This is a genomic window from Streptomyces sp. NPDC058685 (assembly GCF_042714725.1).
Taxonomy (GTDB): Bacteria; Actinomycetota; Actinomycetes; order Streptomycetales; family Streptomycetaceae; genus Streptomyces.
Map to the genome: position 1 here is coordinate 1 of NZ_JBHXSL010000093.1, position 14,973 is coordinate 14,973.

Here is a 14,973-nt window from a genome sequence, read left to right on the forward strand (position 1 = left end):
TGTTTCAACTCCGCCTCACCCCCCCGCTTATCCCGGTGGGGATTCTCCGGGGCGTTCTCGCGTCTTCCGGTCAGAGCTCGCTGATGAGCTGCGCCGCGATCTCCATTCCCGACGAGTAACCCGCTTCGTGCGAACCGATCTGGTCCACGCCGTGGCGCTTGGCGTGGAAATAGGAGCCGCACAGCTTCACCCGCGTCCCCTCGTTCACGTTGTAGATGTCCTTCTGCATCTCGCGGACATCGACGTCGATGATCGGGTGCGTGTAGGGGAATTCCGCGATGACCGTCTCCGGGTCCACCTCGCCCGGGTAGTCCAGCGTGACGAAGTAGTCCTTCTCCGCGGTGAATCCGTGCAGCTTGTTCATGTAGTAGGCGACATACGTCCTCGGCCGGCCGTCCACCTCGACCTTGCCGTAGTTCCAGGCCTCCCAGCGGTCCCGGTCGGCCGGGACCACCGACGGGTCCGTGTGCAGGATGACCGTCGAGCCGTTGTACGCGACCTTGGAGAGCACCTCCGTCTGGCGCTCGGTCGGGTTGTCCAGCAGAGCCAGCGCCTCGTCGGCGTGTGCGCCGATCACCACGTAGTCGAAACGCTCGCTGCCGCGCGCCGTCGTGACCACCGCGCCCTCGTCGTCCTGGTGGATCGCGGTGACCGGCTCGCCCGTGCGGATCTCCGGGCCGATCGCGGCGATCGCCTTGCGTACGTAGGAGATCGAACCGCCGCCCACCGTCCGCCAGTCCACCTCGCGGCCGCCGAGGCCCCCCTCGTCGTGGCCCATGAAGAACGCGATCGCGGTGCTGGCGGGCATCTCCCAGATCAGTTCGGCGGGGATCGACCAGACCGCCGAGCAGAGCAGGATCACGTACGAGTGGCGGAACGCCTGGCTGTAGCCGCCGCGGTCGAGGTACTCGCCGAGCGGGATGTCGGCCTTCTTGCGCACGAAGTCCTTGCGGCCCTCGGTGTGGAAGCGCCGCGCCTCCCGCCAGATGGTCAGGAACTCCTCGGAGTAGCGCTCGGACACCTCCTCCTCGCTCATGTCGAGCTCCTTGGTGCCGTACTCCAGACCGGTGTCCCGGTCGAAGAAGTTGAAGGCCCCTCGGTGCTCGACCGCGTCGACGCCCAGCTCCTCGAAGAACTCGCAGAGGTTCGTGTAGGCGGGCCGGTTGAAGACGACGAACGCGGTGTCGATGCCGAGGGTCCTGCCGTTCTCCTCCACCTCGACGGTGTTGGCGTGACCGCCGAGGCGGTCCTCCCGCTCGAAGACGGTGATCCGGGCGCGGTTGCGCAGGTGGTAGGCGGCGGAGAGGCCGGCGACACCGGCTCCGACGATGGCGACGCGCGGACTGGTGGGCTGCGACATGGAGATGTCCTTCAGGGTCGGTCTCATACGCATGAGATGTCGGAGAGCGAGAGGTCGGAGAGGTCGGTGCGGCGCAGGGCCCCGGGGCGCCCGTCCTCGGTGGCGACGGCCACCACGTGTCCGGGACCCGGGTAGAGCAGGTCGAACCACCACCGGGAGTCGGCGCCCGCCGGCTGCTGCGGGTCGTGCACGGCGATACGGCCGTCGGCGCGGGGGCCGAAGGAGAACCCCCCGAGGCTCCGGGACAGCCCGGTGCCCAGGGCCTTGAGATAGGCCTCCTTCAGCACCCACAGCTCACCGGCGAGCGCGCCGCGCACACCTGCCGGCGAGGCGGCGAGCGCGGCGCGTTCGGCCGGGGCGAGCCGGCGGCCCAGCTGTGTCACCAGCTCGGCCGGCGAGGGGGTGGGACCGACGTCGACACCGCACCCGCGGCCCTGGGTGACGACACAGGCGATCAGTCCCTCGGTGTGCGAGAGGTTGAACCGCACGCCCTCCGGGTCGGGTTCGGCCTCGGGCCGCCCGTGCTCGCCGAGCCGGAAGCGCCACCGGTCCACCGGCCGGCCGGTCCGGGCGCTGAGCGCGTAGCGGCACAGCAGCCGCGCCCCGAGGTACCGGCGCCGCGCACCGTCGGTGAGCCGCCGGCCGAGCGCGGCCCGTTCCGCCTCCGTGAGCAGCCGGGTGCCGCCGAGGGCGGTGGCGAAGTCGTCCACCGCGCGCTCGGGCAGCAGCCACAGGAACGTCGGGTCGGGTTGCATCGGCGGGGCTCCCGGCCGCTCAGAGGCGGGCGGCGGAGAGATCACCGGCGCGCTTGGCGAGCTGGAACTGCCAGTGCGAGAACAGCCGGTCCTCCCGGTGGAGCCGCCGCAGCACCTCCATCACCTCATCGATGACGGACTGGTCCGTGATCGATTCGTGCGGGTAGAGGTGCCGGCGCAGCCGTTCCATCTGGAGCAGCAGGAGGGCGCCGCTCGGCAGCGGGCTCTCCATCGCCCCGTGCGAGTGGACGAAGGTGAGCACGCACGCCGCAGTGGCGTGCAACAGGCAGTACTCCTTGGACAGTTCGAACAGCTCGGCCGAGTGTCCGTAGGCCCGCCCGAGGTCGGCCTTGAGCGCGGTGGCGCTGTCGGCCAGCGGGCCCGCCCGGTCGAGCAGTTCCTCGGCCACGTCGGCCGCGCGCTCCAGCCGGTCCCTCTCCGTGCCCTCGGCCTGCTCCGCCAGGGCCCGCAGCCGGCGCAGACCGTCGGGCGCGGCCAGCACGGCGTCGTCCATCCCGCGGCTGAACAGCTCCTGCTTCCAGGGCTCGTACACGGGCAGTTCACGGTCCATGCCGAAGAGGGTCCCGGCGCGCACCGCCGCGGCGTTGCGGATCTCGGGCGATGCCTCGCGGGCCGTGGTCAGCAGTCCGTCCAGTTGCTGGCCCAGGTTGCGGAGGTTCACCACGGTGTTCCCGTCGGCGATGTTGGCGACGAGCAGATCGCGCAGCATCTTCTGGTACGGGCCGTAGTGCGGGTGGTCGCGCAGGAAGAACCGGGCCCCGAGCACCGTGTTGAGCTGGGACATGGTTCTCTCCAGCAGCGTCGGCACCAGGTACTTGACGGCCGACGACCATACGCTGAGCTGCTCGGGCGCGGCCTGGAGGCAGCGCACCGCGCCCAGGCTCATCGCGTCGGCGATCATCAGGTCCGCGAGCGTCTCGGTCAGCTGACGGCGGCTGTAGGGGACGTCGCTGACCTTGCCGCCGAAGATCACCCGCTCCTCGGTGAAGTCGAGGGTCAGCCGCAGACCGGTGTCGACGGCCGACAGCGGCAGGCTGCCGATCACACAGCGCGCCACCTGGGTTGCCTTGAGGGAGATCTCCAGGCCCTGGCCCTCGGCGCCGACCAGCGCGGAGTCGGGGACGAAAGCGCGCCGCAGGCGCAGCCCGCTGAGGTCGAGCGCGCGCAGGGCGTGCAGCTTCTCGACGGGCAGTTCCTCGACGGTGTCCGGGGCGAGCTCCCACTTGTCGACGAGGAAGATGGAGTACGCCGCGGGGCCGTTGCGCTTGCCGGTACGGGCGTGCACGACCATCGTGTCGGCGACGGTGGCGTTGCCGATCAGCCACTTCTCGCCGGTGATCTCCCAGCCGCCGTCGACCTTCTCGGCGAACATCTCGTTGGCGACCAGGTCGCTGCCGTGTTCGCGCTCCGACAGTCCCCAGGACAGGCCGCCGCCCCGCTTCATCCGCTCGATGGCCGTGCGCTTCTGCTCCTCGGTGCCCGCGATCCACAGCGGCATGAAGGCGAGGTTGGTGATCACCAGGGAGGTGGCGGTGGCCGCGTCGCGGCGGGCCACCAGACGCATCAGGTTGTACCCGGTCTCCACATTGCCCGCGCGGCCGCCCTGTTCGGCGGGCATCGAGTACTCGTGGACGCTCCAGCGGCGCAGCTGGCTGACGAAGCTGTAGGGGTACTCCTGGTTCTCGTCGTGGTCCAGCACCCGGTTGAAGGACATCCGGCTGCCGTCGTCGAACGGGTCGCCGAGGTACTTCTCGAGCTCTGCGGCCAGTGCGGTGAGATCGGCCTTGGACATGAGGACTCCTATCGGGTCGGTGCCAGCCGCACGGGCAGGGCGGTGAACAGCTGGTCGGTCTCCCGCAGCGCGGCGACGGCGTCGAGCGCCGGTGTCAGAACGGCCCCGTGCCGGCGGGGGTCGACACCGTCGGCACGGGCGAGGAGGTAGCCGAGCGTCGCGCCCAGCCAGCCGGCGGAGCCGGGGGTCGTGCCGTACAGGGGCCGGTCGCGGTTGGCGTGCCACAGGTGGACGCAGGACGCGGCGGCGTGCAGCCAGGCGTACCGTTCGGCGGCGTCCACCAGGGCGTTGGGGTCGGCGCCGCGCTGCTGCGCGGCGCGTGTCAGCTCCCCGAGCCCGGACACGGCCTGCGCCAACTGCCGCAACAGGGCGCCTGTCTGCTCGTCCTCGACGATCTCGGCCACCGCCACCGCGGCATCCGGCAGTCCGGCGAGGACCGGGTCGGCGCCCCGGGCGAACATGTCGAGCCGGGCCGTCTCGTAGGCCGGGAGATCCGCGCCCAGGGTGTAGACCGCGGCCAGCGCCTCGGGATCCGGTGCGGCTCCGCCCTCGGTGAGGGTGGGCAACTGCCCCGCGTACGAGCGCAGATTGGACAGCGTGCTGGAGTCGATCACGCGCACCACGCCGGAGTCCCGCTGGAGCTTCTGGAAGAGTCCGGCGCCGCGTTCGCCCTCGCGCAGGACGGAGCGGGTCGCGAGCACCGCGCCGCAGCGGCGGATCAGCTCGTCGCAGGACTCGGCCACGACGTGCTTGGCGGCCGGCGCCCAGACGCTGAACACCTCGGGCAGGACATGGACGCCGCGTGCCGCGGTCAGCGCCACGACGTCCGCCGCCAGCAGCGCGGCCGCGGCGACCGCCAGATCACGCCGGGGGTGCGGCGACTCGGTGAGGACCGCGCGGCCGACCTTGCGGACGGAGGCGAAGTCCAGCGCCAGGCGTACGGCGCTGTCGGCGATGCCGAGACTGCCGGCCATGCTCATCAGCCGTACGGCCTGCTGCGCCTTGACCGCGGCCTCCAGGCCCTCGCCCAGCCGGCCGACGAGCGCGCCGTCCGGCACGCGCAGCCCGGTGAAGCGCATCCGGGCGAGGTCGATGCCCCGCATCCCGCCGGTGCGTACGGCGGGAACGCGCTCCAACTGCCCCTCGGGTACGTCCGCCAGATCCAGCAGCACCGCCGAGAAGGCGGCGGGGCCGCGGCCGCCGGTGCGGGCGACCACATAGACCGCCTCGCAGCGCATGCCGAGGCCGACCATCCACTTCTCGCCGTCCAGCACCCCGTCGGACAGGCTGACGTCGCCGGACAGCAGATCACTGCCGTGTTCGGCCTCGGTGAGCGCGAAGGCCACCGCGCCGCCGCGGCACAGGATGTCCGCGGCCCGGCGCTGCTGCTCGGGGGTGCCGTGCAGCTGGAGGCAGGTCGCGGCGATGATGCTGAACATCGTGCCGGGCATGATGTTGACGTCCCGGCGGGCCGCGGAGCGCACCAGGGTGAGGCTGCGGTCGAAGGACTCGAACGTGCCGCCCCAGTCCTTCGGCAGGTAGTTCAGATGGAACCCGGCGCCGACGAGCGCGTCGCACAGCGCGGTGGGGAACTCGTCCCGCTCGTCGCGTGCGACGGCCGCCGTGAAGCCGTGCGGGTTGGTGTCGTCCCCGGGGTCGCCGAGCAGCTCCTCCAGCTGCTCGGGAGTCAGCGGGCTCATCGCATGCCCGCCGGGGAGTCGTGGGCCGGGGTCTCCAGCGGGACCGGGCGGTAGTCGCCGGCCGTGGCGGGGATGTGCACCCCGGAGCTGCGCAGCTGGGCCAGCCGGGTGTGGAACGCGGCGCCGAGCATCAGGTGGTGGGCGACGTCGGCGACCCGGCGGTTTCCCGGTGTCTTCAGATAGCTGCCGGTCACCCAGTCGTTGAAGCTGCCCATCGCCGGGCCGCACCAGATCTGGTAGTCCATCGCCCGGTCCGTGTCACCGGTGACCGCCCACCGCGAGGACATGCCCAGGTACCAGCGGAAGACGAGCGCCATCCGGCGCTTGGGGTTGCCGGCCGCGCGGGCGAGCTGCTCGGGGTCGCGCCGCTCGAAGTAGCCCACGCACTCCTGCCACACGTCCTCCAACGGGCGCCGGAAGACCTGCTGTTCGAGCTTGGCGCGGTCGGCGGCGGGGATGGACTCGATGCCGTCGTGGGCCTGGTAGAGCTGGTAGAGCTTCTTGGCCCGCATCGGGAAGAGGGTGCCCTTCTTCAGCACCTGGAGGTCCACGCCCATCTCGAACATGTCCGCCGCGGGCGCCATCTCGCAGTCGGCGATGCCCGCCTCGGCGAGCATCGCCTTGGAGGCCGTGGACGCACCGGACTCCAGGCAGGACTGGTTCACCGAACCGGTCACGACATAGGCCGCGCCCATCGCGAAGGCGGCCGCCACCGCGACGGGGGTGCCGAGGCCGCCGCCGGCCCCGACGCGGATCGGCACGGCGTACCGGTGCTCCCGCTGGACCGTGTCGCGCAGCCGCAGGATCGTCGGCAGCAGCGCGGGCAGCGGCCGGCGGTCGGTGTGACCGCCCGAGTCGGCCTCCACCGTGACGTCGTCGGCCAGCGGCACATGGTGGGCGAGCGCGGCCTGATCGTGGGTGATCAGCCCCTGGTCCAGCAGGGCGCTGACGAGGGTGGCCGGGGCGGGGCGCATGAACCGCTCGGCCGTCTCGGACCGGGAGATCTTGGCGATCAGCCGGTTGGCGGCGACGACCGTGCCGTCCGCCTCGCGGTACAGGCCCGCGAGCCGGTAGCGCACCACGTGCGGGGTGAGGTCCATGTAGGCGGACGCCTCCACGCACCGCACCCCGTGCCGCAGGAACAGTTCGACGGCCTCCCGCTCCAGACGGTCCTCACTGGGGCTGTGGATGAGGTTGACCGCGTAGGGCAGTCCCGGGATCTCCGCGGCGAACCGGCCGAGCGCCTTCTCGATCGTGCCGGGCAGCAGTCCGGCCGCGCCGTAGGAGGCGAGGAAGCCCTCCCGGGCGAGGGCGACGACCATGTCGGCCGACGCGATGCCGCCGGCCATGGCGCCGGCCATGTACGGCTGGTGCACACCGTGCGCGGCGAGGAAGGCGGCCGACCCCAGCCGCTGCGGCGGCAGCGGCTGGGCGGCGGCGAGCAGCGGCAGCCCGTCGGAGCCGGAGGTCACGGCGCCGCCGGAGACGGCACCGATCCCTTCCGGGGTGACGACGATGAAACAGGGCTGGTCGAGATCGGCCAGGGCGTTGTAGATACCCGCCGGGTCCGTGCTGGGGTACCGCTCTCCGGACCACCGGAGAGGGGTGTCGCGAATACTCATGGGGAAACGAAGCTCCTTGGGCTGAGCGCGGGTGCGGGCCGTCAGGCCCCGACGGGACGGACCTCGATGGCCACGTCGGTGAGTTCGTAGATGCGCAGGCCCGGCTTCGACAGATCCGCGTCGGCGATGACCAGCAGACGGTCCGCCTCGCGCCGGACCTCCTTGATGTGCACGTCGAACCGGAGCTCCTTGTCGTGCCGCAGGATCTGGCCGCGGTACTTCCAGGCCGTCTCCACGTCGGTGGCCATCGCGAAGCGCGGCTGCTCCATGCCCTCGGCGAGGTTCTGCTCGATGACGAACAGCCGCATGGCCTGGAGGATCGCCTCGACGCCCAGCGATCCGGGCATCACCGGGTCGCGGTGGAAGTGGCAGTCGAAGTACCACTCGTCGGGCCGGATCGCGCGGTGGCCGTGCAGATAGCCCTGGCCGTGCCGGCCTCCGTCGGTGACGAGGTCGACCCGGTCCACGAGCGCGAACTGCCCGCCCGGCAGGTGCAGATGGCCCCCGGTGGGGTCGCTGAACGCCGGTGCGCCCTCGGGCAGTTCGATACGGCGGACCCGCGAGGGGTCCGGCTTCTCGGTCTCGATCCAGGGCGCGACGTACGTGCCGTTGTCGAGTCCGACCTGGTTGGCGAGGGCCGCGTCGCTGAAGTAGCCGAACAGCGACTCTCCGACGTAGAACACCTCGCCGTCGGCGGAGAGTTCGTAGCTGAAGTTCTGGAGCACCGCACCGGAGACCGCGCTCGTCATCAGCAGCTTGGAGTGGTGACGGATGGTCTTGCCCCGCAGGTCGATGTCCTTGACCAGGGTCGCCCTGCCGTCGAGGTTGCGGATCGCGTACTGCTCCTCGGGGCGTTCGAGCGTGGCGCCGAGGTAGTACCCGAGGAAGATCGCGGCCTGGAGCGAGGTCTCCATGTAGACCGCGTTCGGCATGTGCGGGTAGGAGTTCTGCTCGTAGTACCAGGCGTCCGCCGGGGAGTCGTACTCGGTCACCATCTCCGAGCCGGGGCTGCGCAGATCGCCTCGGGTGCCCTTGAGGGACATCACCCGGTCGACGAACTGGAAGTCGCCGTTGGGGATGTAGGGCGCGCGGCTGTTGCGGTAGACCTCGAACTCCGGCCCCATCGCGATGTCCAGATGCCCCTTGGCGGCGTGCGCCAGGTGCATCTCGTTGATCATGGCGGCTTCGCCGTTCCTGTTGCGGCGGCCGAGGAACTGCGGGATGCCGCCCGCCTCGGGACGGTAGGGCGAGCCGTCCTTCTCGCGGACCTGGAGGCCGAGGCCCTTCATCCGGATGACCGGCTTGTCGCCCAGGTAGATGAGGACGTCGGCGATGACCGTGGCGCGCGGCAGGAGCGTGAGCTCCATGACCTCGACCTCGTAGCGGATCTCCTCGTGGGCCTGGGTGATCTGGCCGCGGACCTGCACCTCGATCGGCACGTCGGTCACGCACTGGAAGCGCGCGTCCGGCAGCGTCAGATGCATGCCCTGGTGCATCAGATAGATCTGGAGCAGCTGCACCGCGCCCTCGGCGACCAGCGAGCCGGCCAGGACGTGGTCGTCGGGGAAGTGGCAGGTGAAGTACCAGGCGTCCGGCGTGAGCCGCTTGGTCGCGCTGAGCGTGCCGAGACCGCGCGGACCGCCCTTGCGGTCGATGGTGACCTCGTCGACCATGCGCAGCTTGGCGTCGGGGAGCCGGATCGCGGGGTTGATCCCGGGGTCCTGGGCGTGGTCCGGGCCGAAGACGTCGCCGGGCCGACCCTGGGCCAGCACCTCCAGGTCCTCGGGGGTCAGGTGGTTCTTCTCGGTGTACGCGAGGGGCTTGAAGTACCCCCGGGGCAGTGCCGCGCGCGCCGCCTTCTCCTTGTCGGTCATGACGACGCCGAGCGGGGTGTCGAGCTCCTGCTTGCTGAAGAACCCGGCGCAGGCGTCGTGGAGTTCGAGGATCAGCTCCCCGTCGGCGTAGCACTGGTAGCTGAAGAAGAAGAGCGTGGTGTCGCCCTGGTGCACGAAGCGGTCGATGGAGATGTCGTAGCGCAGCGTCTGGCCGACCTGGGGCAGGTTGCCGCGGAAGATCAGCGTGCTGTCGAGGAGCCGGTAGACGCGCTCGCCCTTGTTGCGGAAGTCGATGCCGAGGTAGCTGACGAGCAGCAGGTCGCACTGGCCGGCCTCGACGGTCACGGCCGGCGGGACGCCTCCGTCGACGGCGTACCAGGCGTCCTCGGGGACGTCGTACTCCGTGGTGATGGTCGCGGGCTTGAACTCCCCCGTAGTGCCGCTGAGTTCGGTGACACGGGTGACGAAGTGGTACGGCGGTGCGGGCAGCCGCACCCGCTTGGCGTAGCCGTCGATGACGCCGAACTCGGGGCCGAAGACCTTGGCGACGGAACCGACGGCGAACTCCAGGAGATCCGCCTCGTCCCAGATCACGCCCTCCTTGACCTCGCGCTCCTCGGCGGCGGCCGGTATCCCGGCCGTCGCGGCGACCGGTGCCGGGGCGGAGGCGGGAGGGGCGGGCGGCAGGGCCGCGGGCTCGGTCCGGGGAGCGGGTGCGACCGCCGGCGGGGTGGCCGCACGAGGCACGGCGGCCGGGGCCGCCGGCGCACCGGCCCCGTCGAGCAGCGCCTCCACCCGGGAGAGCGTGGCCCCCTGGAGGATGCGCTGGGTCTCCATCACCACCGAGTGGGTGGCGACCATCTGCTGCCGGATCTCACGGACCAGGTCGGCGGCGGGAGTCGGCGACTCGGTGGTCGCGGTGGACGGCGCGGCCGTCGTCGCGGCCGTGGCGCCGGACGGCGGGACGCTGACGACGGGGGCGGGCGCGGCGGGCGCGGGCACGGCTTCGGCGGCCGGCAGGGCGGCCTCCGTCTCCCCTGGCGCGGGTGCCCAGGGAAGGAAGGAGATCGGGGTGCCGTCGAAGGCGATGACCTCCGCGTCAGCGAGAGTCGGATCGGCAGGCATGACGGGGTCCTCCGGCGGTACGGACGGAACGGGGGCGGACGGTACGGCGGGATGCGGCGCACCGGGCCCGGCGGGAGCGCCGGGGGCGGTCGCGGCGGTGGGCGGGACGGAGTGCGCGGCACCGGAGTGCGTGGTGCCGGCCGTGGCCGCCGGAGTGCCGGGCGCGGAGAGGGCGGCCGGGGCCGTGGAGGTGCTCACGGACGCGGTGGCGGCGAGGGGCGAGCCGGCGGCCGGCGTCACGGCACCGGGATGCGCGCCGGCGGTCGACGCGACGGGAACCGGCGCGGTGTGCGCGGCGGTCGAGGGGACCCGATGCACGGCAGCGGCAGCGGCTTCGGCGGACGCGGGTGCCGCGCCGGGCGCGGTGGCCGCGATCCCGCGGGCGACACGGGCCGGGACCGGGTCGCCGCCGCCCACCCGGAAGCGGGTCGAACGGGCCGAGCGGGCCGGCGTGTCCGCGGTGCCCAGCAGGGGCGTCAGATCCAGCTCCAGGCCGTTGCCGACGAGCCGGGCCACCAGCTGTGCCACCGACTTCGTCGCCGGCACACCGCGGCGGTCCACCGACACCGAGACGTGCTCGGCGTCGCCGAGTGTGTCGCGGACCCACCGCGAACAGGTCGAGCCGGGGCCGACCTCGATGAAGTAGCGGAAGCCCCGGTCGTGCGCGTCGCGCACCAGACGGGCGAAGTCGATCGTGGAGCGCAGCGTCCAGGCGATGCGCCGGGCGATCTCCGCCCGGTCCAGCGCGGGCAGTGCCTCGTAGTCGTAGGCGCTGACCAGCTCCAGGTCGCCGAACGAGCCCGTCGGGTAGTCGTTCAGCCCCGCCAGACCGTCCAGTTCCGCGTCCACGACCGGGCAGTGCATGACCACGTTGACCGGCGAGCGGGCGGCCGGGCAGCCGAGTTCCTTCACCAGCGCGCGGCACTGGACCGGGTCACCGGCGATGACCAGTTCGGCCGGGGTGTTGATGTGGGTGAGGTGGACGCGGTCGTACCGGGGCAGCACCGCGCGTACCGAGTCCGCGTCGGTGAGCAGCACATGGCTGGCCCACAGCGACTCGTCCGCGGCGTCGTCGGGCACGTCCCACAGCTCGCGGACGGTACGCCGCGGGCCGCAGAGCCGGTCCTGGAAGATCGGTGTGTTGCTGATCAGGTCGTCGCGTCGGCCGCCGAGCTGCCAGCCGCCGGTGGCGAACAGCATGCTCGACTCGCCGAGGCTGTAGCCGAACGCGCCGTGCGCCGTGACGCCGAGGAGGTCGCGAACCAGATCGGTGTGCAGGATCGCGAAGTTGGTGCCGGTGGCGAGCATGAACGGCACGTCGTCGCCGAGCCCCGCCTCCAGCGCCATCAGCTCGCGCCGCCCCACGGCGACCTTGCTGCGCGGGTAGAGCGAGGTGGCGCGCAACTGCCGCTCGGGCTCGTCCGCCTGCTCCTCGAACCGGTCGAGCAGGCTCGGGAAGGCCCGGAAGAAGTCCTGGCCGAGGCCCGGATAGGAGTTGAACGCGCCCGGGTAGACCAGCGCGACCCTGCCGTCCGGTCCGATGGGCCGCGCGGTGAAGTAGCTGCCGGCCGGTGTGGCCCACTCCCCTCCCTTGGCGTGCACATCGGCCAGGTCCCTCACCGCGAGCTCCAGTTGGGCCCGCAGCTCGGCGCGGTCCCGTCCGACGAGCACCGCACGCAGCTTCCTGCCCGGCAGCTCCCGGGCAGCCTCGCGGGCGAGGGCGTACGGGTCGGCGACGGCCAGCAGTTCCAGATGGTGCTCGATCGTGGCGTGCAGCGCGTCGAACGAGTCGGCCGACAGCGCCAGGACGACGGGTCCGCCGGCCCGCTGCCAGTCGGACCGCGTGACCGAGCCTCGGGTGGCGCCGGCGGAGAGCACGAGGTGTCCGTGCGCGCCGGAGGCCCCGATGAAGCTGACGGCCGCATACCTGCGGGCGCCCTTGGTCCGCCGCATCCAGGGCCGGGAGGCGTCCGGGACGTAGAGCGCGGAAGCGGTGAAGTCCTCGGCCAGATCGCCGGCCGGGCGGGTCCAGCCGCGGGTGCCCGGCAGATAGCCGTGGTGCAGACACAGCACGGACCGGATGAGCCCGGCCATGGTGGCGGCGCAGCCGGCGTCGCCGATCTGGGCCTTGGCACTGCCGAGGGCCACCTCGGCGCCGGCGGCCGGGTAGACGGCGGCCAGCGCGGCGATCTCGGCACGGTCCTGGAGTTCGGTGCCGCCCGCGTGGGCCTCCAGATAGCCGATGTCGCCGGCCGTGACGCCGGCGGCGGTCAGTGCTTCGCCGGCCGCTGCCGCGAGGGTCGCTGCGTCCGCCTCGGGCACCGCGCCGTCCACGGGCACGGCGTGCCGGATGGCGACGGCGTCCAGACGCGCGTACGCGGGCCGCTCCCGCTCACCGGGCCGGGTGACGACGACCGCACCCGCCCCCTCGCCGACACGGCGGCCGCGGACGCCTTCGCCGAAGGTCAGTCCGGCCTCGGCGACGACATCGGGACGCAGCAGCAGGTTCTCCGCCGAGCCCGCGAGATCGACCGCTCCGACGAGCACAGCCTCGATGGTGGGGTCGAGCAGCAGCAGCCGCGCGACCTCCAGGGCCTCGGCGGTCCCCGAACCGTCGGAGGAGACGGTGAAGGAGGGACCGGTCAGGTTCCACAGCGAGGAGATACGGCTCGCCATGACGTTGCCGATGAAGCTGAGGACCTCGTTGGCGACGATGGGGTCGACCACCGCGTCCCGGCCCACCGCGCTCAGCGCGGCGAGCTGCTCCTCGTCGACGGGCACCCCGGCCCGTGCGAACTCCTCGCGGACGAAGGCGCCGAGGGTGCGGCGGGTGAGCCGCAGATGGGTCATGGGCTCGATCTCCATGCCCACGACCACCGCGATCCGGCGGGCCTCGGGCGCGCTGCTGCCCTTGGGCACGTCGCGGCTGTAGCCGGCGTCCCGCAGGGCCTCGTCGGCCACCTTGGTCGCCAGCGCGTGCTGGAGGTTGTACGTCCGCAGGTCGGCCGGCGGGATCTTGAGGTCGACCGGGTCGATGCCGAGGCCGTCGACGAACGCACCGCTCGGCAGCGCGTCGGGCGAGACACCGGTGGCGTCCTCCAGGGAGCCGCCGCGGGTCTGGTCCAACCCGCGCCAGCGGCGCTCGGGCAGCGGGACCAGAGCGTCGCCGCCGTCGTGGACGGCACGCTCGAAGGCGTCGAGGGAGTCCAGGGAGCCGAAGTGGGCGCCGAGTCCGACGATGTCGAGCGCGGGCACGGCCGCGGCGTCGTCCGTCTCGGTCTCCGCGGCAGCCGTGGCCGGCTCGGACAGCACCACGTGTGCGTTGGTGCCGCCGAAGCCGAACGCGGAGACCGCTGCCCGTCGCGGCCCGTCACCGCTCGGCCATTCCCGGCCGGTGCGGACGAGGGTCGCGTCGCCGACACGGCCGTCCTTGGAGGTGACGGGCCGCTCCACACCGATCGTCGGCGGGATGTGGCCGTCGCCCATCGCCAGGACGACCTTGAGCATGCTGCTCAGTCCGGCGACGGTGAGCAGATGGCCGATGTTGCCCTTCACGGACCCGATCAGCGGCACCCGGCCGGCGTTGCCGAAGAACGCGGCGACGGACTCGGCCTCGGTGGCGTCACCGATGGGGGTGCCGGTGGCGTGGCACTCCAGGTAGTCGACGGTCGCCGGGTCGACCCCGGCCTGGGCGTACGCCAGCTCGTACGACTGGAGTTGACCGCCGCCCTGCGGTACCAGCAGATGGCGTCCGCTGCCGTCGTTGGTCAGGCCGATGCCGTCCACGACGGCGTGGATGCGGTCGCCGTCGCGCAGCGCGTCCGCCAGCCGCTTGACGGCGACCATGCCGGCGCCCTGGCCGGTGAGGATGCCCCCGGACCGGTCGTCGAAGGGCTGGCTGAACCCGTCACGGGGGTAGGCCTGGAGATCGGAGAACGACAGGTGGATCAGGGTCGGGTCGGGCGCGCAGACGCCGCCCGCCAGCACCAGATCGGCCTGGCCGGCGGCGAGGTGGTCGCAGGCCAGCTTGAGTGCGTACAGCGCGGAGGAGCAGGCGGCGTCCAGGGCGTAGCGGGGACCGCCGAGGCCGAGCGCGCTGGCCGCCACCGACGCCGGTGAGCCGCTGACGCGCAGGTCCTCGGGCCGCAGGCCGGCGTGGTCGATGCGCCGGTCCTTGTCGGCGAGGGCGCCGAGTGCCGGGTGCCCGGCACGGCGCAGCCCCTCCAGGACGGCCTCCTGGACCAGCGGGACGCTGACCCCGGCGGAAGCCGGCGTGGGGAAGGAGTAGTTGCCGAGGACGAGTCCGGTGCGCCCGAGGATCTCGGGGCGCTCCAGGTGACCGCTGTCCCGCAGTGCCTCCCTGGCCACGTGCAGGGACCAGTGGAAGATCCGGTCGAGCCCGGAGAGGTGACCGGCGTCGAGCAGGTAGCCGGACGGGTCGAAGGCGAAGTCGGTGATGAAGCCGCCGCGCGTGCAGTAGATGCCGTGCTGCGGGTCGGTGTCCCTGGCGTCGAGGGCGGGTCCGAAGACCTGCTCGCCCCCTTCCCGGCGGCTGTCCGCCCCGGCGCGGAGGTTCTGCCGGAACTCGGCAGGTGTCTCCGCTCCCGGGAACAGGCAGGAGAGGCCAACGATGGCGTACTTGCTCATGAGAGCTTTCGGGTCCCTTCTGAGGGGCGGGGCCGGGCCGCGCCGGCCCGGGGGTTGGCGGGGGGGGCGGCCCCCAAGGGGTGGGTGGGGGGGGAAGGGGAGAAAAGGCTGGTGTA

General features: G+C 72.3%; 6 protein-coding genes. All 6 read right to left on the reverse strand.

Annotated elements, in window-relative coordinates; translation table 11 throughout:
- Positions 1–70: 70 nt before the first annotated feature.
- From ACFWU3_RS35630 to ACFWU3_RS35655, 6 genes are read right to left on the reverse strand one after another with little or no spacing between them, the layout of a single operon-like run.
- Entirely contained in the window at positions 71–1,360 is a 1,290-nt protein-coding gene (locus ACFWU3_RS35630; protein ID WP_384445651.1) for an NAD(P)/FAD-dependent oxidoreductase, read from the reverse strand.
- A gap of 23 nt (positions 1,361–1,383) precedes the next feature.
- Positions 1,384–2,115, reverse strand: coding sequence for a 4'-phosphopantetheinyl transferase superfamily protein (locus tag ACFWU3_RS35635; protein ID WP_384445652.1), 732 nt, complete (start codon positions 2,113–2,115; stop codon positions 1,384–1,386).
- Positions 2,116–2,134: 19 nt separating this feature from the next.
- Positions 2,135–3,928, reverse strand: a complete 1,794-nt coding sequence (locus ACFWU3_RS35640; RefSeq protein WP_384445654.1) for an acyl-CoA dehydrogenase family protein — start codon at positions 3,926–3,928, stop codon at positions 2,135–2,137.
- 8 nt (positions 3,929–3,936) lie between these two features.
- Positions 3,937–5,628: an acyl-CoA dehydrogenase family protein gene (locus tag ACFWU3_RS35645; protein ID WP_384445655.1), complete on the reverse strand. Its 1,692-nt coding sequence runs from the start codon at positions 5,626–5,628 to the stop codon at positions 3,937–3,939.
- Positions 5,625–7,250, reverse strand: coding sequence for a PfaD family polyunsaturated fatty acid/polyketide biosynthesis protein (locus ACFWU3_RS35650; RefSeq protein ID WP_384445657.1), 1,626 nt, complete (start codon positions 7,248–7,250; stop codon positions 5,625–5,627). Before ACFWU3_RS35650 ends, ACFWU3_RS35645 begins: the two co-directional genes overlap by 4 nt.
- A 41-nt stretch (positions 7,251–7,291) precedes the next feature.
- The gene (locus tag ACFWU3_RS35655; protein ID WP_384445659.1) at positions 7,292–14,857 is read right to left on the reverse strand and encodes a beta-ketoacyl synthase N-terminal-like domain-containing protein; all 7,566 of its coding nucleotides are present in this window, start codon (positions 14,855–14,857) and stop codon (positions 7,292–7,294) included.
- Positions 14,858–14,973: the final 116 nt, after the last annotated feature.